The organism is Bacillus sp. FF-1, from assembly GCF_028548245.1.
GTDB lineage: Bacteria > Bacillota > Bacilli > Bacillales > Bacillaceae_G > Bacillus_A > Bacillus_A paranthracis.
Genome location: NZ_JAQQGG010000001.1, coordinates 368941 through 390172, shown reverse-complemented (window position 1 = coordinate 390172; position 21232 = coordinate 368941). Strand labels below are relative to the sequence as shown.

19 protein-coding genes are annotated in these 21232 nt (G+C 35.0%); 12 read left to right on the top strand and 7 right to left on the bottom strand.

Going from position 1 to position 21232, the window contains the following annotated elements:
- Positions 1–51 precede the first annotated feature (51 nt).
- The gene (locus tag PQF83_RS02105) at positions 52–543 is read right to left on the bottom strand and encodes a YpuI family protein (protein ID WP_000067567.1); all 492 of its coding nucleotides are present in this window, start codon (positions 541–543) and stop codon (positions 52–54) included.
- 21 nt (positions 544–564) lie between these two features.
- Positions 565–954, bottom strand: a complete 390-nt coding sequence (locus PQF83_RS02100) for a hypothetical protein (protein ID WP_000583786.1) — start codon at positions 952–954, stop codon at positions 565–567.
- 186 nt (positions 955–1140) lie between these two features.
- On the opposite strand from PQF83_RS02100, the gene mprF reads away from it, so the two are divergent.
- Positions 1141–3726: a bifunctional lysylphosphatidylglycerol flippase/synthetase MprF gene (mprF, locus tag PQF83_RS02095; RefSeq protein WP_000010864.1), complete on the top strand. Its 2586-nt coding sequence runs from the start codon at positions 1141–1143 to the stop codon at positions 3724–3726.
- Between the two features lie 4 nt (positions 3727–3730).
- Here mprF and PQF83_RS02090 read toward each other — a convergent pair whose 3' ends face one another.
- A complete protein-coding gene (locus PQF83_RS02090) occupies positions 3731–4519 on the bottom strand; it encodes a hypothetical protein (RefSeq protein WP_000232619.1) in 789 nt (262 codons plus the stop codon).
- Positions 4520–4695: 176 nt separating this feature from the next.
- On the opposite strand from PQF83_RS02090, the gene deoD reads away from it, so the two are divergent.
- From deoD to PQF83_RS02070, 4 genes are all read left to right on the top strand, one after another.
- Positions 4696–5403 carry a purine-nucleoside phosphorylase gene (gene deoD / locus PQF83_RS02085; protein WP_000110707.1) on the top strand — a complete coding sequence of 236 codons (708 nt, stop codon included), beginning with the start codon at positions 4696–4698 and terminating at the stop codon, positions 5401–5403.
- A 156-nt stretch (positions 5404–5559) separates the two neighbouring features.
- On the top strand, positions 5560–7371 hold the full coding sequence (locus tag PQF83_RS02080; RefSeq protein ID WP_000797533.1) for a sensor histidine kinase: 1812 nt from the start codon (positions 5560–5562) through the stop codon (positions 7369–7371).
- Positions 7372–7478: 107 nt separating this feature from the next.
- Positions 7479–8009 (top strand): tyrosine-type recombinase/integrase, encoded by a 531-nt coding sequence (locus PQF83_RS02075; RefSeq protein ID WP_000806236.1) that lies wholly within the window; start codon positions 7479–7481, stop codon positions 8007–8009.
- A 119-nt stretch (positions 8010–8128) separates the two neighbouring features.
- Entirely contained in the window at positions 8129–8323 is a 195-nt protein-coding gene (locus tag PQF83_RS02070; protein ID WP_001094858.1) for a DUF3924 domain-containing protein, read from the top strand.
- A gap of 293 nt (positions 8324–8616) precedes the next feature.
- Here the strand turns inward: PQF83_RS02070 and PQF83_RS02065 are convergent, their stop codons facing one another.
- A complete protein-coding gene (locus tag PQF83_RS02065; RefSeq protein WP_000897346.1) occupies positions 8617–9462 on the bottom strand; it encodes a DUF72 domain-containing protein in 846 nt (281 codons plus the stop codon).
- Positions 9463–9622: 160 nt separating this feature from the next.
- Between PQF83_RS02065 and PQF83_RS02060 the strand changes: the two genes are divergently transcribed.
- From PQF83_RS02060 to PQF83_RS02050, 3 genes are all read left to right on the top strand, one after another.
- Positions 9623–10894 (top strand): ATP-binding protein, encoded by a 1272-nt coding sequence (locus PQF83_RS02060; RefSeq protein WP_000937251.1) that lies wholly within the window; start codon positions 9623–9625, stop codon positions 10892–10894.
- A 243-nt stretch (positions 10895–11137) separates the two neighbouring features.
- Positions 11138–13060: a Gly-Xaa-Xaa repeat protein gene (locus PQF83_RS02055; protein WP_196240851.1), complete on the top strand. Its 1923-nt coding sequence runs from the start codon at positions 11138–11140 to the stop codon at positions 13058–13060.
- A 195-nt stretch (positions 13061–13255) separates the two neighbouring features.
- Positions 13256–13684, top strand: a complete 429-nt coding sequence (locus tag PQF83_RS02050; protein WP_001265565.1) for a hypothetical protein — start codon at positions 13256–13258, stop codon at positions 13682–13684.
- 124 nt (positions 13685–13808) lie between these two features.
- Here the strand turns inward: PQF83_RS02050 and PQF83_RS02045 are convergent, their stop codons facing one another.
- Positions 13809–15851, bottom strand: a complete 2043-nt coding sequence (locus tag PQF83_RS02045) for a transglycosylase domain-containing protein (protein ID WP_000769284.1) — start codon at positions 15849–15851, stop codon at positions 13809–13811.
- Positions 15852–16163: 312 nt separating this feature from the next.
- Between PQF83_RS02045 and PQF83_RS02040 the strand changes: the two genes are divergently transcribed.
- From PQF83_RS02040 to PQF83_RS02030, 3 genes are all read left to right on the top strand, one after another.
- Complete coding sequence (locus tag PQF83_RS02040; RefSeq protein WP_000231448.1) at positions 16164–16784, top strand: DUF47 domain-containing protein; 621 nt, start codon at positions 16164–16166, stop codon at positions 16782–16784.
- 11 nt (positions 16785–16795) lie between these two features.
- Positions 16796–17794, top strand: coding sequence for an inorganic phosphate transporter (locus PQF83_RS02035; RefSeq protein WP_000380271.1), 999 nt, complete (start codon positions 16796–16798; stop codon positions 17792–17794).
- Between the two features lie 117 nt (positions 17795–17911).
- Positions 17912–18712, top strand: a complete 801-nt coding sequence (locus tag PQF83_RS02030; RefSeq protein ID WP_000455754.1) for a sulfite exporter TauE/SafE family protein — start codon at positions 17912–17914, stop codon at positions 18710–18712.
- A 293-nt stretch (positions 18713–19005) separates the two neighbouring features.
- Here the strand turns inward: PQF83_RS02030 and PQF83_RS02025 are convergent, their stop codons facing one another.
- Complete coding sequence (locus PQF83_RS02025) at positions 19006–19233, bottom strand: hypothetical protein (protein ID WP_000882907.1); 228 nt, start codon at positions 19231–19233, stop codon at positions 19006–19008.
- 169 nt (positions 19234–19402) lie between these two features.
- Between PQF83_RS02025 and PQF83_RS02020 the strand changes: the two genes are divergently transcribed.
- Entirely contained in the window at positions 19403–19915 is a 513-nt protein-coding gene (locus tag PQF83_RS02020; protein ID WP_000600590.1) for a Crp/Fnr family transcriptional regulator, read from the top strand.
- A 32-nt stretch (positions 19916–19947) separates the two neighbouring features.
- Here the strand turns inward: PQF83_RS02020 and hmpA are convergent, their stop codons facing one another.
- On the bottom strand, positions 19948–21156 hold the full coding sequence (gene hmpA, locus PQF83_RS02015; protein WP_000947706.1) for an NO-inducible flavohemoprotein: 1209 nt from the start codon (positions 21154–21156) through the stop codon (positions 19948–19950).
- Positions 21157–21232 lie beyond the last annotated feature (76 nt).

The window sequence follows — 21232 nt, the reverse complement described above, 5'->3', positions numbered from 1 at the left end:
TAACTGTACAAAAGGAAAAGAAGCTAAGTCCCCTCAGCTTCTTTTTCGCAGTTAATATTTGTGTAACATCTTTGTTTGATAATCCGTCTCATAATATTCTAATTCTTCACGCATCAATTGGAATTTCCCCTCTAAGCTCTTCATTACTTCCTCTACAGATGCAGGTGGTGTTTGTTGAAAAACGATGGAGTTTTTCCCTGTATAAGCAGACCGACTATTTTCATACCAATGATCACTCTTTGGTGAAAAAAACTCTGCAATTACTTGATGATAAATTTTATATAAAATCTTTTCAGCTGCTGTCTTTCGAAATGGCTGGCTATTTAACAAAACAAAACACGCATCATGCCCTTCTTCACAAAAAACGAGAAGACGTCTTATTGACGCTAATAACCCTTTATAATATTGTTCGTTTCCTGCCGGTGTCTCTTCTAATAAAGAAGGCAACGTATGATAATTTACATAATTGGTTATCAAATGAATAACATCTTCTAAAAACATAGAAACTTGTTCTGTTTGATTTTCCACCATTAGATTAGACATTTTTCCCTCTCCTTTGCCAGTTCACTCTATTTCTACTCTTTTATTTTTATGTAATTCAGCCAATATTTCTTGTACTTTCACGACTATTTCCTCATCAAAATATTGTTGGAATTCTTCTATATTATTTAAATACAAACGTTTTTGCATGCGAAGCTCATTCTCTTTCAGTAAACAACAGATCGCTACAATATCCCGCAAATATATGTCTTGATTTTCTACTTTACATACCGGATTTCCTTCAAAAGGAGTAATTTCTTGTACAACTTCTTCAAAATACCGAACATATAAAACAGAAAAGGTTCTTTCTTTATCATTTAATATATATGTCACTTCAGATCTATTAAAAAAATCTTCTGACGTATTAGGTTTTGCTTTCTCTAGCTCATATCCCGCATAACCTATTATAATCATCTACTTCCCCTCTCTTCCTTCTTTCAATTCATTTTAACTTAATTTTCTGACAAACGAAATACTCTTTTAAATATAACCCTTATAAAAAATAGCTTCCTTATACAGGAATTTACCTTTTTATTTTTCTTGAAGTTTGTCATAATAATATTATTGTCTCAGTTTTCTTATACAAGGAGAGTTGTATTTATGTCGTTTTCATGGAAACGTTTCTTACAAATCGGGAAAATTATCTTCCCATTTGTTGTATTAACAATTGTATTCTTTCAAGCAAAAAAAGAATTAGCAGGCATTTCTTTTTTAGAAGCAATCAATACAATTAAAAACATTCCAACCGGAGGAGTCTTTTTAGCCATTACACTTGGTGCATTTGCCGTATCAACAATGTTCTTTTACGACTATGTTATGCTTCGTTATTTAAAAGCTGATATACCTGTCCAAAAGATTTTTCGTATCTCATGGATTGCTAATACCTTAAATGGATTTATTGGATTTGGTGGTCTCGTTGGAGCGGGTGTACGTACGATGCTTTATCGTCCATACATAAAAGAAAATGGCAAGCTGATTAAAAGTATCGCCTGGATGACAACTGCTTTTATTAACGGACTCGCTATTCTTTCATTCCTCGGCCTTATTGGAATATTAGACACAAGTTTTATTTTGCATGAAAAACCGTGGCTATGGCCTGTTTTGATCTTCTTCGCCCTTTTCGTCCCTATATACATTGGCTTTTCTAAACTAAAAAATAGAAAACCAAAGCAAACCGAAGGACAAGATGAACGAGAAGAAGAGAAAAATCCAACTGTTTTATACTCATTAGTTTCATTAGTTGAGTGGGTATCTGCTGGTATTGTTATGTACGTCATACTAATATTATTTGGCATTGATATCGAATTTCAAAAGTTTTTAGGTGTGTATGTAATCGCTGCTTTAGCTGGTGTTGTTAGTCTTGTACCTGGTGGACTTGGTTCATTTGACCTTGTCTTTTTAACTGGGCTCGGACAATATGGCATTGATACAGGCGTATTACTACCTGCTATGTTATTATATCGCCTCGTCTATTACATTTTACCATTCTGCCTTGGTCTTATTTTTGCAACTTTTGAAATGACAGGCGTGGCCATTAAAAAGTTTGAAGACAAACCTTTTATTGCGCCTGCATTAGAAACAACTGGTGTTATATGGACTTTGCAGCGTGATTTTCTAGGAAAACTAGGTTCGTGGGCCTCTGCTGCTTTAACAGTATTTGCTGGATTAATGGTTATTTTATCGACCATTCTACCGACAAGTATAAACAGAGCACACGCCTTACATATTCTAGCTCCAAAACATCTTATTCAATTTTCTTTTAGCTTATCACTAACATTCGGTATTCTCCTCCTGATCCTTTCACGAGGCATATATTATGGAACAAAGCGTTCTTACTATATGACGATTATTTCTTTAATCGGAGCAGCTATCTTTAATACGCTAAAAGGGATTGATATTGAAGAAACGTTTATTTTATTAATTGTACTCGCTGTATTATATATGCTTCGTAAAAGATTTGTACGCGAGAAAATGGAAGTCTCACTTTCTGATATCGTAAAAGTTTTTATATTCTTACTTATAACTTTATATTTATATAAAAACTTAGGTATTTTATTTGCAGGTGCAAAAGAAGCTTTTAAACCTGATTTTGTCGTTCGTAATATTACGCAAGTAAAACGAAGTGCATTAGCAGCTGCCTTTTTCGTTCCTACATTTTTACTGATTGGCTCACTCATTGCTAATCGTTATCGAAATGAATTTCCCGGGCAACCAGCTAATGATAAAAGATTACAAAACTTTTTAGATGAACATGGTGGAAATGTACTTAGTCATTTAGGTTTCTTAGGCGATAAACAATTCTTCTTTAGTAGTGATGGGAAAGCGCTCCTTCTCTTCTCTATAACTGGAAAACGTCTTGTTGTACTAGGTGATCCAATTGGAGATCCTTCCTCCTACCGTACTGTGTTACAAGAGTTTTTAGCTGAAGCTGACCGATTTGGATACATTTGTGTATTCTACCAAATTGAAAGTAAATGGATGAGTTTATATCATGATTTTGGTTACAACTTCTTTAAGCTTGGTGAAGAAGCTGTCGTTGATTTGAATACATTTACAATAACAGGAAAAAAACGCGCCGGTATGCGAGCGACTTTCAACCGTTTTGAACGAGAAGGCTATACATTCTCTATTCACCAGCCGCCGTTCTCAGATGAACTATTTGAAGAATTAAAAAAAGTTTCAGATGCGTGGCTCGGTGGAAAAAAAGAGAAAAGTTTCTCACTCGGATACTTTGATCGTGAATATATTAGCCGTGCTCCTATCGCTACATTATCTGATGCAGATGGAAAAATCATTGCATTTACAACTTTTATGCCAGTATATCAAGACGGATTATTGTCTGTTGATTTAATGCGGTATTATCCAGATGCACCTAGCGGCATTATGGATGCCATTTTCATCCACCTATTCCAGTGGGCAAAAGAAAATGAATACCACTCCTTTAATATTGGTATGGCACCACTTTCAAATGTAGGTTTATCGACACAATCTTTCTGGTCTGAACGGGTTGCTGCTGCCATCTTTAATAATGTTCGTTACACATATAGTTTCAGCGGGTTACGACATTTTAAAGAAAAATATAAACCAACATGGAGCGGTAAATATTTAGCATTTAGAAAGAATCATTCTTTACCAATTACAATGCTCTCTGTAACAAAATTAATAGGAAAAAGAAAAAACAGCTAAATAGTTAGCTGTTTTTTCTTTTTTGAACTTGTACAATGAATTCTTTTTCATATTTCTTTCCATTTATATAGAAATCTCCCCATATTTTATACGTTCCTTCAGCAGGAAATGTAATGCGATATTGTAATTGCTCATCTGTATCAACAGGGATTGCATATAAAAAGTTTTCTCTCGTTTCGTCCACGATATAGAGCGCCTCCACTTCTCCTCTCTCTGCATGTAGTTTCAATTTCTCACCCTTTTTCGCTTGAAATTGAAATGTTAACGTCACTGGCTCATTCGGATGCAATGCACCAAATAATAGAGAAACTTCATACTCCCCTATTTTTTTTGTAAGTACACTATCGATTGGAAATTTTACTTTTTTCTTATTTTTCTCGTCTATTTCTTTCCCAAAATCTTTCTTCGCAAATGATTGCACAGACTTATTTTTGTCTTCATATAAAAATATTGTATAGCCTTCATCTTTCGCTATTTTAGAAGATACTTTATATGATCCATTTCCTGCGAATGTAGGTTTCATTTGTTGTACGTGTTTTAATTGTCCGTCTACAATAACTGCACGAATTTGATCATTCACACCACGAACTTCGCTATTTTTATTATTTAATAATTGAAATGAAATATCCGTTTTCTTATTTCCTTTTCCATTTGATACATCCCATTTTACTTCCTGAACATCACCTACAGTCTCTGTAGTTTCCTGATACTTTTTTATGTAAAATCCACCTACCACAATAAATAACAAAGCAACAAGTCCAATGACAAGATTTTTCAAAACATCACCTACCATTTTTATAGTCTCTATTCATACAAAACTTCTTTCATATATATTCTAGATTATGATTTATGAAATCCTTCTGTTTTGCACATATTACAAAGGATAAAAAAGATTTTAATTGAAAGGATTCATAGTGTATAATGCAAATGATATTGATTTCTATCAATACATTATAAGGAGGACTTTTCATGAGTGTACATATTGAAGCAAAACAAGGTGAAATCGCTGAATCTATTCTATTACCTGGTGATCCATTGCGTGCAAAATATATTGCTGAAACATTTCTAGAGGACGTTACTTGCTATAATAACGTACGTGGAATGTTAGGATTCACTGGAACTTATAAAGGAAAACGTGTATCTGTGCAAGGTACAGGTATGGGTGTTCCTTCTATTTCTATTTATGTAAACGAATTAATCCAAAGCTACGGAGTTAAAAATTTAATTCGCGTTGGAACTTGCGGTGCTATTCAAAAAGACGTAAAAGTACGTGACGTTATTATTGCAATGACAGCTTGTACGGATTCTAATATGAACCGTTTAACATTCCCAGGATTTGATTTTGCACCAGCTGCAAACTTCGACCTTCTAAAAAAAGCTTACGATGCTGGAACTGAAAAAGGCCTACACGTTCGTGTTGGTAACGTTTTAACAGCAGATGTATTTTACCGTGAGAGCATGGACATGGTGAAAAAGCTTGGAGATTACGGTGTACTAGCAGTAGAAATGGAAACAACTGCGCTTTACACATTAGCAGCGAAATACGGTGTAAATGCATTATCTGTCTTAACAGTAAGTGATCACATCTTCACTGGTGAAGAAACAACATCTGAAGAGCGTCAAACTACATTTAACGAAATGATTGAAATCGCTTTAGATGCAGCAATTCAACAATAATACATTAAAGAACTCGTCATACGTCTGTCGAGTTCTTTTTATGTGACTTTTTATTAAAAACTACTTTCAGAAGAGACAGATTTTCTCCTCTACTTTTTTGTAACGTTTGTTATAATAAAGAAATCATTTACAGTATTTCTCACAAGAGGTGACGCAGTGAAAAACAGAAGTATCGTCTTTAAACTATTTTTATTAACATCAACATTATTTACAATCATATTCCTCCTCTTTTTCCTAGGACAATCTCTATTTTTAGAGAAATTTTATATTAATAAAAAAGTAAAAACAGTTCAAACTGCTTTTGAAAAGTTCGTAGATACGTACGAAAAAAGTGGGAAAACTTATGAAGAAATTCGAAAACTAAAACAAGAATTTCATGATAAAACAAATGCTGACATGCAATTTTTAAATACGAATGGCATTATTAAAAGCGACAACAATTACTATATTGACGTATTTAATCCTAAAAATAATGAGACATATTCTATTCCGCTCAATAATCTTTTAACACCCGAAGAATATAAGAAATTCGAAAACTTAGGATTGAAAAAAGACGATGTGATAAATGTCGTCGGTTTGCTACAAAACAAAACAATAACACCAATAAAATTGACAACAAATTACAATCGATGGCAAAACGAATATACCAATTCAGATTTTTCATCTATTAATGGTAACCCTTCTAAAAATAGACTTACAAACCGATACAAAACTGTTACTCAAATTGAGTTTACTGGTACGATCTCTAAGTTACAACTTCCATCGAAAGCGGAGGTTCGTCTTGCAAATGATATTGAAACATTGCAAGCCGTTCAATATTTTGCAGAGCTTATTAGAAATGGCACTGCTAACTCGCAGCAATTAAACACTTATATAATAGATAGCGGGGAGAATATAAAGAATAGTATCTTTGTAAAACCTATTATGAAAAATGGAGAGATTACAGAATATGCTTTTGCGATAGCATCCTTGCAACCTGTTAATGAAGCGATGCTCGTTTTGAAAGATTATTATGTCTATGCCTTAATCATCGTATTTCTCGTAATTATTTTATTATCCTTCTACTACTCAAAAATCATTGTGAAACCATTAATTAAAATGAATCGTGTTACAAAAAAAATGGCCAATTTTGATTTTAGCGAGAAATTACCTGTAACAGCAGACGATGAAATTGGAGGGCTTTCCGGTAGTATTAATACGTTATCTGTAAATTTAAAAGACCGAATTGATCGATTAAATGTTGCCAATACAAAATTACAACAAGATATTGAACGTGAACGTCAATTAGAGAAAACGCGAAAAGAATTCATTTCTGGTGTATCACACGAATTAAAAACACCACTTAGTGTAATTAGAAGTTTCGCAGAAGGAATTAAAGATGGCGTTAGTAAAGATACGACGTATTACACAGATGTTATTTTAGAAGAAACCGAAAACATGAACAGACTTATTGTTGAAATGTTAGAATTAGCAAAATTAGAATCAGGTACGTACAAGCTAGATATGACGACATTCTCAATCGGTGAACTAATTCAACAAGTCTATACAAAGTTATTATTTAGCATGGAGGAAAAACATTTACAAGTGAATATAGATGTAGACCCTTCTATATTTGTGAAAGCGAATCGTAGTCGAATTGAACAAGTAGTTGTGAACTTACTTAGCAATGCAATTCGCTATACGCCAGATGGAGAAAAAATACAAGTCTCCGTTATAGAAATGGAAGATACAGTAAAAGTTGAAATCGAAAACACAGGAAACCCTATTCCAGAAGACAGTCTTGAAAAAATTTGGGATCGTTTCTACCGTTTAGATGCATCGCGTAGCCGTCATACTGGTGGTACTGGTCTTGGATTATCTATTGTTAAAAATATTTTAGACCTCCACCATGCCGAGTATGGTGTATATAATACGACTAATAGTGTTGTATTCTACTTTAATTTACAAAAAGTAAAAGAAGTCAAATAATTTGTCTTAATTTCACTAGGAGTTCACATGAAATTCACACTCTCCCTTTATAGTTAGAAACAAGTTAATCCTTTCCTTTACACATATAAAAGAGGAGAGTGCGTGAAATGAAACAAGCAGGACAACCTATTCAAAATGAAAAACAATTAGAAACTATCAAAAATATACTTTTACAATCTTCGAAACGTGATGGCTTATTATTCGTATTAGCTGTAAATTCTGGCTTAAAAGTAAGTGAAATCTTACAATTAAAAGTTAGTGATGTAATCGATGAAAATGAAAATGTTCGCCATTCCATTTTATTTTACAATGAAAAAGTAAAGAAACATAAATGGTTCGCTGTAAATGAAGACTTACAGCACGCAATCGAAGACTACATGAAAGAACGTAAAACTTGGAAACGTAATGAACCATTATTAAAGTCTCAAAAAGGAACAAAATCTATTACGAGACAACATGCGTGGTACATTTTAAACAAAGCTGCAAAAGAAGTTGGATTAGAAGGGATTAGCTCACATACACTTCGAAAAACTTGGGGATATTGTGCATACAAATCAGGTGTTGATATCGCATTTTTACAACACTTCTTTGATCATAGTACTCCATCAAAAACTTTAAAGTATATCGGTATTGCTTAATAACTCTTATACATAAAAAAGGTTACCATTTATAAATGGTAACCTTTTTTATGTTTCACATTCTCTTTTCTTGTCTCTCCTATATTGTAGTGGTACTCTAATAGTAAGGGGGAGAAATTATGAACACTTTAACAATTGAATTACCGAAAGAAACGGCTGAAAAACTTGATTTATTAAAACAAGCTTATGAAAAGAAAACAGGTGCTTCTATTTCTGAGAGCACTCTTGTTCAAACACTTATCTCAAAAGAATTTATCCAAGCGATAACTCCTTTTGATTTACAACAATTCATCACTGGAAAAGAACAGCATTAATTGCTGTTCTTTTTTTATACGTTATCAGGAGTTTGCTAGAAATTTACCTCGAAACAACTCATTACTTCAGCCAAACTTCTATTAGAGATCTCCCTATCGCTCCTATCTCCTAAAAAGTTTTTTATTTATTTTTAGGAAAACTATTGACAATGATAATGATAACCATTATCATTTATTACGAAGCCAACAATTGATGAATCAACCAAACGCTCAGTAACATTGTTACCCCTCTTTTTCATATAGAAAGGCACTGTACATTCCCCCTGTTTGTACAGTGCCTTTCTTGTTTATTATCACTCAAACAAATTTAATTGCTCAGGCTTTGGCTCACCATATGTAATGTTCATCATTTTCATAAGCTGTTTCGCATTATCAGCTGCATCTCCTCCTGAATTATTGTTAAATAGTACATATATGTCCTTTGTCTTCTTTTTTAATTGTTCTAGTCTTTCTACCCATTCTTCTAATTCTTTATTGTTATAGCGATATAAGCAACGAACCGCTCTCCAATTTTCTCCTTTATCAAGCCAGCCATGAACATTCCGGCCATGGAAGCGTATTAACACCATCTCTGCACTCGTTACTTCTAATACGAGCGGTACTGACCCCATCCCTGCCTGTGGCTCATCACAAATTGTATGAATCCATTTCTCCTGCTCTAGAAACTGTAACGTCTTATCTCTCATTTCTGGATAAAACCATGTTTGATTTCGAAATTCTATCGCACACGGCAAACCTTCCATTTTTTCTTTCGTATATCGGAGAAAATCTACATTCTTCTTTTTACAATCAAACCATGGTGGATATTGAAATAAAATCGTTTTTAATTTACTAGCTTCAATTAAAGGAAGAATAGATTGTTTATATACATCAAACATCTCATCGAACGTAGAAAAAGGAATCTCTCCTTTCATATGTCCTGTCATTCCTTGATATGCTTTTACGATAAAAGAAAAATCTTTCGGTGTTTCCATTGCCCATTTTGTATAATTTCGTTCAGGTTGCATCGCATAAAATGAACTGTCCACTTCTACTATAGGAAAATACTCACTATATGTTCGTAATTTATTTCTATTTTCATAGGGGTCTATATATAAAGAATCATGATCTCCCCACCCTGTTACTCCAATGAAAAGCAAATATATTCCTCCCTTTTTCACTTCACTTTCTATCCATTCTACCCACTTTCTGAACACTTTGACCAATCAATTTCATTAAGTAGTCCCATCTTTAAGAGTATTCATATAAAAATATGATATACTAGATGGAAGAATTTTTAAATTGAGGGGTTATTTATTTATGCTTCCAAACGATGATATTATATCTCATGAAAAACGAATAGAAGAACTAGAGAATAAAGTACGTTTTTATGAAGAACTTGTAAATCAATTACCACATCATTTCACATATAAAAATCCACATATTGGTTTACAAATAAAGAAAACGAGATCGAATCATTCCATTCAAAACATACAAAAAGAGAATAAAGAGGCTGACTTTCAACTTACTTGCGATTCATTATTTTTATTTAAACAACTTGAAACATACTTTATTCATATTTTTGATGCTTTTTCACATCATGTAACCTTTGTTGATAATAAAGGAAATATAACTTTATGTAATCAGGCTGCAGCAGATGATTTTGGTGTAGTACGAAATGATATAATTGGAAAACCAATTCAACAATTACTAAAATTGCCTGAAGAAAAAATTAAAGCTCTAGAAACATTAAGAACAGGCACAGAAATATATAATGAAGAAGTTTTAGACAAAAACTATGGCATTTTAAATAACCGAATTATTCGTGATTATAACGGAGAGATTTTTAGGGTTATTAGTGTTTTTCATTATTTAAACACAGAACGTGATGCAGAAAAATTTTCGTTAGCAGGGCGAATCGCGGCTGGTATTGCGCATGAAGTACGTAATCCTCTTACAACCGTACGAGGATATTTACAATTTTTACAAGAAAATGTTTCTCCATCTAATAAAGAACTATTTAAAAACTTACTTATTCCTGAATTAGATCGCGCAAATAGTATCATTACAAAATTTTTATCTATTTCAAAAACACGGGAATTTACAAGAGAACCCTTTCCCATTAATACGTTTTTACGTGAGTATATTCAACAGTTACTAGCTAGTGAAGTCTTTTTACATAACATTTCAATTGATTATAATTTTTCTACCGAATTAGATGATATTTTAGTTCATATTGATCGTCATGAACTTGTGCAAGTTTTTTTAAACTTATTCCAGAACGCTGTCGATGCTCAAGGAGAAAAAAAACTTTCTATACAAATTACTAGTTACCGCCTTGATAATTTTGTTCGTATTACTTTCACTGATAATGGGACTGGTATTCCACCAGCGATTCAAGAATATATCTTTGATCCATTCTTCTCAACAAAAGATTCCGGTACAGGACTCGGCTTGGCAGTAACGAAAAAAATTATTCAAAATCATAATGGTACATTAAAAATGACTAGCAATGAAGATGGTACTACTTTTACTATTTCAATTCCAATCTTACCTAAAACAGCCCTTGAAAGATTAAATCAAGACAAATAAAATCCAATCCACAAACTGCATGTCAATTGTTAAATCCCTTAACAATCGACATGCAGTTTTTTATGTTGAACTTTTCTTCTTTACATTATATGAAACCTTCTCTATATCTTACTTATTTGTTTGCCAAGCGGGCCAATTTCTTATTTTTTTAGAAATGGTAGTTTGTCCATCACGAATTCAGTATAAATTTCATTTTAATATATAGTAATGACTATTGATTCTATGAAAGAAAGGAATGAAAAGATGAACAATAAAAATAAAGGAAAAGTATTTTATGGTAATGACTGTTGCGAAGTCAGAGCTTGTAGTCATATTAACATCTCTAAGTCCGAACTTACAGAATTTGTTAGACTCCTTCAAGTTTTTGGCCAAGCTATTCAAGCTGTCTTTCAGAACCCTTCTCAAACTAATATCGATAACTTGATAGCTGCGCTCAATAACTTACAAAAGTTCCTCAATTGCTTAGATTTATCCCCAGCACAAAAACAAATTGGAAATTCTATCATTGCTAATCTATTAACTATTTTAAGAACAACACCTTTCTCATGCGGAGCATTATACGTTGAACTACAAAGTCTGCTTAATTATTTATTGTATATCGCTAAGTTATTCAAAGTAGATTGTTGTACGACCGACAAACTAGTTAAACTCATAACAGAGATCCAAGCTATCCTAGTTCAATACGGATCAGGTTGTCTTGGAGGCGGAGGCGCTACGGGTGCTACGGGTGCTACCGGTGCTACCGGTGCTACTGGCGCTACTGGGCCTCAAGGACCGGCGGGGGCTACTGGGCCTCAAGGACCAGCGGGGGCTCAAGGTGCCACTGGACCTCAAGGACCTCAAGGCGCTCAAGGACCTGCAGGTGTTCAAGGCGCTACTGGACCTCAAGGGCCTCAAGGCATTCAAGGGCCAGCAGGGGCTACTGGCGCTACTGGTGCTCAAGGACCTCAAGGCGTTCAAGGACCGGCAGGGGCTACTGGCGCTACTGGACCTCAAGGCGCTCAAGGACCTGCAGGTGTTCAAGGCGCTACTGGACCTCAAGGACCTCAAGGTATTCAAGGACCTGCAGGGGCTACCGGTGCTACTGGTGCTCAAGGTGTTCAAGGACCAGCAGGGGCTACTGGCGCTACTGGACCTCAAGGTATTCAAGGGCCTGCAGGGGCTACTGGTGCTACTGGTGCTCAAGGACCTCAAGGCGTTCAAGGGCCTGCAGGGGCTACTGGCGCTACTGGTGCTCAAGGACCTCAAGGTGTTCAAGGGCCTGCGGGGGCTACTGGCGCTACTGGCGCTACTGGTGCTCAAGGACCTCAAGGCGTTCAAGGGCCTGCAGGGGCTACTGGCGCTACTGGCGCTACTGGTGCTCAAGGACCTCAAGGCGTTCAAGGGCCTGCAGGGGCTACTGGCGCTACTGGTGCTCAAGGACCTCAAGGCGTTCAAGGACCTCAAGGCGTTCAAGGACCAGCAGGGGCTACCGGTGCTACTGGGCCTCAAGGTGTTCAAGGGCCTGCAGGGGCTACTGGCGCTACTGGTGCTCAAGGACCTCAAGGTGTTCAAGGGCCTGCAGGGGCTACTGGCGCTACTGGTGCTCAAGGACCTCAAGGTGTTCAAGGGCCTGCAGGGGCTACTGGCGCTACTGGTGCTCAAGGACCTCAAGGCGTTCAAGGGCCAGCGGGGGCTACTGGCGCTACTGGTGCTCAAGGACCGGCAGGCGCAACAGGGGCTACTGGTGCTCAAGGTGCTACTGGTGCAACCGGACCAGCGGGTACACCAATTCCTGTAACGATCGCGGCAATCGGAAACTCAAATCCACAAACTATATCACCTGGAACAAACCTTCAATTCAATCAAGTGTTTGAATTAACTAATATCTCTTTCAATGATACTTCAGATACTTTAACGATTTTAGAAACAGGCGTATATGATATTAGTTTCTCAGCGTCTACAACTTTCCCAGGGTCTTCACCATTTGGATTCGGTATTTCATTCAATGGTCAACCACCTACTCGTAATTTCTCAACTAACGTTATCGGTAGTGCTGTTTCTTTCTCTACAATTGTTACTTTACAAGCTGGTACAACGATTGCTATACAGCCTACAGCAAACACTATTTCAATTCCTAACACAGGCGATACAACAGCAACACTATCTGTATTCCGAATTTACTAATTTTCGCTTAAGAAGTATATTTATAATAATATGTATCGTTTAACCGTGCATTAAATCTCTCTTTATATAGAAAGGAGCACTTATTTGGGAGGATAAGTGTTCCTTCTTTACGTTTCTTTACCTCAAATTTACTCTATCTTAATCCTTATTTTGTATGATAAATAGTGAAGTCAAAGATATGAAAGAGGGATGAAAATGAGAGTTATGTCACTAATACGCATTTGGTTTGCACTTATGGTATGCATTATTTTATGTGTAGGATTTTTTTTAACTCTAAAATATTCCACTATATCAAAAGCAGAGAGAAAAACTGCTCCATACAAACTTTTGTATACAAAACAAAGCAACATCCCTTATTCCAATTCCACAAATAATGAAAAAAGGGTTATAAAAGGAATGCTTATTACGAAAGCTTCTAGTTCCGAGGCGTTACTCCAAATTGCTGAAACGATTAAAAATCAGTATACAAATAAAAAAATCGATGAAATTACACTTTCTATCCACAATGAAAATAACGGTAATTACGAAGAAGAATTACCTTACGAACCTATTAGTAAAGGCAAAATAATCGTAACATACGATTCCGAATCCTTTGGCAGTACGAATATTGTACTTAACGAGTAATCTCATGTATCTCAACGGATATGGATTAATAGCTAATTAAGATAGACAAAAATCTCTACCGATTAAAATTTTATTTTGTTTTCATACAAAATAAGAGGCGAATTTTTTTATTCGCCTCTTTCTTTTACCAAAATGAAGGAATCCATTCTTTCACTTTATCAAGCCACTCTTGTTGCTCTTGTTTTCGTTGTTGTTCCTCTTCTTTCCTTCTCTTCTCTTCTTCTTTTCTTCGTTTTTCCTCTTCTATTGTAGTCAATTGTTTTTTATAATCAGCCTCAGATATGAGCGATAACTGAAATGCTTTTTGAGCTGGATTTGCGTTCGCTTTTTTCATAATATCCCGGAACATTGTCGTCGTAATTTGACTACCACCCGGAACATAATGATCGCTATCGGTTTTATCATATCCTACCCAAATCGCACCTACTAAATCTGGTGTGTATCCAACAAACCATGAATCCTTTGCACCGGTGCTCGGGCCATTTACAATTTGAGTAGTTCCTGTCTTACCTGCCGTATCAACATTATTAACTTTTGCCTTTTCGCCCGTTCCCTTTTCGACAACACCTTTTAATAAATATGTCATTTTTTGAGAAACTTTCTCACTCGTCACTCGTGTCTCTTTCTTATACCACTTTCCAAGCGTTTCACCTTCAGCATTTTGTATCTCCCTAATTGCATGAGCTTCCACTTGGACTCCGTCATTTGCAAATGTACTGTATGCTTGAGCCATTACAAATGGAGATGTCCCCACATGCATACCGCCTAAAGCAATCGGATACGTACGATCTTCTGGCACTAATGGAATACCAAATCGCTCTAAAGATTTCAATCCTTTATCTAATCCAATTTGTTCTAATAGCCACACAGCTGAAACATTATACGACTTTGCTACGGCTTCATACATTGTCACATCACCGTGAAAAGTATGATCGCTATTTTGTGGTTTATATTCTTTAATGTTAAATGGTTCATCTTTTAATATATCGTATACTTCATATCCTTGTTCTAACGCTGGTACATATACAGCCAAAGGTTTTAACGTTGAGCCCGGTTGTCTTTTTAATTGGGTTGCATGGTTAAACTGTAAAAACTGATACGGCCCTCTGCCTCCAACTAAAGCTGGTATACCACCTGTTTTGGGATTCATAAGAACTACACCCGTTTGCATGAGTTGGTCTGAGCCACTATCTTTGAAATAACTATCATTATTCACAACGTCTTCTACGGCCTGTTGTTTTTTCGGGTCAAGCTCTGTATAAATACGATAACCACCTGCTAAAATTTCATTTTGTGTTAATTCGTACTGGTCCATCGCCTCTCTAACAATATAGTCTACATATTGAGAGTATTTTCCCTTGTATTTATCATCAACGCCACGTTTTAACACAAGTCCACTCTCTTTTTCTTTATTATACTGTTCGTCCGAAATATACCCTTGCTCTTTCATTAAACTTAATACGACATTACGTCTTTCAATTGACTTGTTAAAGTTTTTATAAGGTGAATACGCAGATGGTGCTTTAATCAAGCCCGCAATCGTTGCTGCTTCTGAAATTGTTAAATCTTTTACATCTTTATCAAAATAAGATTTAGCTGCTCTTTTTATACCCCAAGCACCTTCACCAAAATAAATTTGGTTCATATACATTTCAATGATTTCATCTTTCGTATACGTACGCTCTATTTTTTTTGTTAAAAAATATTCCTTAATTTTTCGAGAGTATGTGCGGTCTTGTGTCAGAAATACATTTTTCGCAAGTTGTTGTGTAATTGTACTTCCCCCTGCTACAACTTCTCCTGCTGTAATATTTTTAAAAACTGCACTTATAATTCCACTATAGTAAATCCCGTGATGGTTAAAAAATTCCTTATCTTCTACTGCAACAATGGCCTGAACCATAATATCAGGAATATCTTTCTTTTTTACGCCTTCTGTTTTAGAAGAAGCTAATTTAGTCGCAACTTCATTATTTGCATCATAAATTAAGGTCGGCTGCGGAACAGCTTGCTTTAATTCAGATATGTCTTGAATAGAAATTATTATATTTATAGCAATAAATAGAGTAGCGAGCAAACTTCCTAATACAATTAATGAATTACGAAGCTTCTTCCTCTTGTTGAACCACTCCTGCATTTTTTTTAAGTGAGTGTTCTTCAATTTCATTCGTTCACTTCCTTCGTTTGTTTACACTCTTCTTTTCAAAAGGAAGAATATACCTCCTTTTAAATTTATTATAATAACGTAGTCTTTCCTGTAGTGTAAAGCTTTTCTTTCACATTCATACTTTTTGCAAGAAAAGGACATTCTACAAGTAAGATATTCAATATTGATTATTAATATTATTAATACAACAATAAGAGTTATGTTAAGTTTTTGTAAACTTTTCGATAAAATGTTTTAAAAAACGACAGTTTTTTGTTAGAATTGACTAGCCAATATATTTTACATATATTACTTTTGTGGGGGTAACTAATAATGGTCTTTAAATCAAAAAAAGATAAATTTTCTGAAATGTTAATGAATGTTTCCGAAAATTTAAAAGAAGGCGCGCAGTTTTTCGTGGAGTATAAAATTAAAAATGCTAGCGATTTAAAAGAGTTTTCTATGCGCATGAAAGAGTATGAGTCAAAAGGTGACTCATTTATTCACGAAATCATTATGGAGCTAAATAAAGCGTTTATTACTCCTATTGAACGTGAGGACATCCTACAGCTTGCAATGAGTATGGATGATGTATTAGACGGATTAGATCATAGTGCTGGTCTATTCGAAATGTATTCTATTACAGAAGCTGATGAATACATGATTAAATTCGTAGAAGCAATTAATCAATGTGCGATTGAAATTGCAAACTCTGTTGAATTAATGTCTAACAAAAAATTAGTCGACATTCGTACAAATGCGATTAAGATTAAAGATTATGAATCACAATGTGATGATATTCGCCGTCACGCGATTAAGCACTTATTCTCTCGTGAAAAAGATCCAATTAAGATCATTCAATACAAAGAGATTTACGAAGAGCTTGAAGAAGTAGCGGATAGCTGCCAAAGCGTTGCAAACGTATTAGAAACAATTATTATGAAGAACGCGTAAGGAGTTTGATCATGGATACACTCTTGATACTGACCGTTTTAGTAGTCATTTGCGCTTTAGCTTTTGACTTTATTAATGGATTTCACGATACAGCAAACGCTATTGCAACGGCTGTTTCAACGAAAGCTCTAAAGCCTAGACATGCAATTATTATGGCAGCTATTATGAACTTTTTAGGTGCGATGACATTTACAGGTGTAGCAAAAACGATTACGAAAGATATCGTTGATCCGTTCGCTTTACAAAATGGTTCTCTTGTAATTTTAGCCGCTTTACTTGCGGCAATAGCATGGAATTTGATTACTTGGTACTACGGTATTCCAAGTAGTTCTTCGCATGCAATCATTGGCTCCATCGCAGGTGCAGCTATCGCTGCTGCTGGTTTTAGTTCATTAAACTTTAAAGGATTCATAAAAATTATTGAAGCTTTAATCATTTCACCAATTATCGCATTTGTTATTGGTTATATCGTATACAGTATTTTTAAAGTCGTCTTTAAAAACTTTAATTTAACGAAGACGAACAAAAACTTCCGTATATTCCAGATTTTCACTGCTGCATTACAAGCTTATACACATGGTACGAATGATGCGCAAAAAGCAATGGGAATTATTACAATGGCTCTTATGGCGAATAGTTATCATACTTCTAGCGACATCCCGTTCTGGGTACAATTATCTTGTGCCATTGCAATGGGTCTTGGTACTTCTGTCGGCGGATGGAAAATTATTAAAACTGTCGGTGGACAAATTATGAAAATTCGTCCTGTAAATGGGGTAGCTGCTGATTTATCATCATCTCTTGTTATTTTCGGGGCAACATTCATTCACTTACCAGTTAGTACGACGCACGTTATCTCCTCTTCTATTTTAGGGGTTGGTGCTTCTCATCGTGTAAAAGGTGTAAAATGGGGAACTGCAAAACGCATGTTAATTACTTGGGTTATCACACTTCCTATTTCAGCTTCATTAGCTGCTTTATTTTATTCTTTATTACACTTAATCTTTTAATTAAAAGTCGTCTTCCTTATTTTTCTAGGAAGACGACTTTTTTGTGAACAAAGCTTTTTCTCATGAAAAAGCGTGTATAATAATTGGTGGATAAGTTATATAGAGGAGTTGGCAATTTTGGAATACATCATGTTACTTTTCATCGGGCTAATCGCCGGGACAGTCGGGAGTCTAGTCGGACTTGGCGGCGGAATTATTATTGTTCCGTTATTAATCGGATTACATAGCCTGTCACCACAACTTGCAGTAGGAACTTCAATGGTAACAGTCGTTTTTACGGGACTATCTTCCACCCTTACTTATATGAAGCATAAACGAGTAGATTACAAAAGTGGACTTATTTTATTTATCGGGAGTGGCCCTGGTGGTATCATCGGCTCGTTGGCGAATAAATTTTTAAACCAAGATACATTTTCTTTATATTTTGGGATTTTTCTTATTTTTGTCTCCATTCTTCTTATGTTACGAGACAAATTAAAACCCCTTTCTTTATCAAATATGACTGTAATCAAGCGCTCTTTTACAGATAACGAAGGAAACACTGTACACTATCAATTCCCACCGCTTCTCGCTATATTTATCGCCTTTATAGTTGGTTTTATATCTGGATTATTTGGAATTGGTGGCGGTGCTTTACTTGTTCCAGCAATGATGCTACTTTTTGCATTCCCAGCACATATTGCTGTAGCAACTTCGATGTTTATCGTATTTCTATCAGCAATTGTAAGTTCTGCAACTCACATCTCCCTTGGAAATGTCAGCTGGATTTACGCATTAATTCTTATTCCTGGTGCATGGATTGGTGGAAAAATCGGGGCATATATTAATACAAAATTAAGCGGTAACGCCGTAATTAATTTATTGCGTATCACATTAATTATTCTTGGGACTAGATTAATCATTACTTCTTTTTTATAACGCGTTCTTTTTAGAATGCGTTTTTTTTATACACATGAATATAAAAATCCTCCTAAGAGAACAAATAAAATTAGACAAACACATAATAACATGTAATTGGAAATATGTACTTTCTTCACGTTGACCACTCCTATGACTGCGACTGTTATCTTTATGATAGCGAAAAAATAATTCAGTTGCAGTTACAAAGTGCTAACAATGCAAAATCATTTATTACAAATTTTATCCTTATATTTCATTTCTTTGTATATTCTATCGGTTTAATAAAAAAAGATGTCATATTGACATCTTTTTTAATGAAGAAGTGACCATCCCATAAAATCTTCATGTACTTGGCACGCCCTCTTATCGTTTCGATCATATAATTCAGCATAACTATCTGTTTCTTCATCATAAGCCATCGTATAAATAATTTGGCCGTCTACTTCAACGGATAACACGACTCCACCTTTCATCTCTTCTACATGAATGATGGCATTCGCTGGAATTCTCATATCCGTCATTTTTATCGCATCTAACAATATACTAAACCCCCTACAGCGTATTCATTGCTAGTACTATTACACACTAAATAGTATACTACTGTAATAGCATATATTTCGTCAATGAAATTGCTGTTGTAAAGTATATTATCTTTATACATATACGCTAAAATAAAAGAAATAGAGATGTTTAAATGGGGGGCTAACATTGATTTTACACAAAGGAGATGTACTATTCCGTCAAGGTGAGGACGGTCCTTTATATTTTATAAAAACAGGTTTATTAAAAGTAGTAAGGTTAGAAGAAAATGGAACACCATTTCTATTCAATATTATCGTTCCAGGAGAAACGATACCTCACCATTCTTTAATTTCACCGAAGGAATATCACGGTACAGCAATCGCTTTAATGAAAACAGAAGTTGAACCTATAATGAGTAATGAATGGTATGATCAACTTCAAGCGGATCCTGCATCATATGCAAATATCGCTATGCAATTACAGTCAAAATTAAGAATGATGCAGCAACGTATCGACCAATTGACGACCGTCTCTCCGAAAGAACGCCTTCATCGCTTACAAGAATGGTTCACACTATATTTAGGTGACATTCCTATATATGAAATATTAACGCAAACTGAAATTGGTCAACTGATCGGTATACGCCGTGAAACAGTAAATCGACTATTACGAGAACAAATAAAAAACGAGGTAAAATAACACCTCGTTTTTTTTGCTTCTTAAAGCTCAATTTATTGTAAACTTGCTGCTGGACCGAAAAATTCATAATGAATATGTTCTTGTTTCACACCTAAATCAGTTAGTACAGCATTTATATGTTTCATAAATGGTATTGGACCACAGAAATAAAACTCTGCTTCAGTTGTCGGAATAATAGTTTGTAACCATTCTCTTTCAACAAAACCTTTTTTATCAAAGTTCTTCATTTCTAAATCTTTTTCAGTTGGTGCAGAATAACAAGTATATGCTTTAACTTGTTCATATTCATTATCTACTGCCTCAACGTGTTCTTTCATTGCATGTGTATTACTATTTATCGCTGCATGAACAAAACATACATTACGTTTTGAATCTTGTTCAATTAACGTATTTAGCATACTCATCATTGGTGTAATACCTACTCCACCACTAATTAAGACAACTGGTAAAGTTGAATCCATATTTAATACGAAATCTCCTGCTGGTGCACTTACTGGTAACATATCGCCTTCTTTTACATGATCATGTAAGTAATTAGATACTTTACCATCCGGCGTATCTATACCTTTTTCTTTCTTTACACTAATACGATAATATTCTTTTCCAGGAGCATCTGATAAGCTATATTGACGATTATGTGTATATGTTTCACCTTCGATATTTATTTGAACCGTTACATATTGTCCTGGGATGAATGAAGAAACTTTCCCTCCATCTTCAGGTTTTAAATAAAATGACGTAATAACATCGCTTTCCTTCACTTTTTTAACAACTACAAAGTTACGGAAATCTTTCCATCCACCTTCTTTATGTGCCGCTTCTTCATACATCTCTGCTTCAATGCTAATGAATGCATCAGCAATGACACCATACGCTTCTCCCCATGCGTTTAATACTTCATCAGGTGCACCTGCGACCTCTTTAATTGCACGTAATAAACATGTACCTACAATCGGATAATGCTCTGCTTTAATACCTAAACTTCTATGCTTATGACCAATTTGTTTTACAACTGGAATAATAGCTTCTAAATTATCAATGTACGTTGCAGCTGCATAAACAGCATTCGCTAACGCTTGTTGTTGTCTTCCCTTTTTCTGATTTGTATGGTTGAAAATATTCAATAACTCCGGATGTTCCGAAAATAAAATTTCATAAAATCTCGTTGTAATTTCAACGCCTTTTTCCTGTAATAATGGTACTGTTGACTTTACGATTTCAATTGTTTTTTCACTTAACATTGTATCCCACTCCTCTATTTCCTTAACTGTTTTTAGTTTAACTGAATTGTATAATACAGATTGTGATTTTAATCAC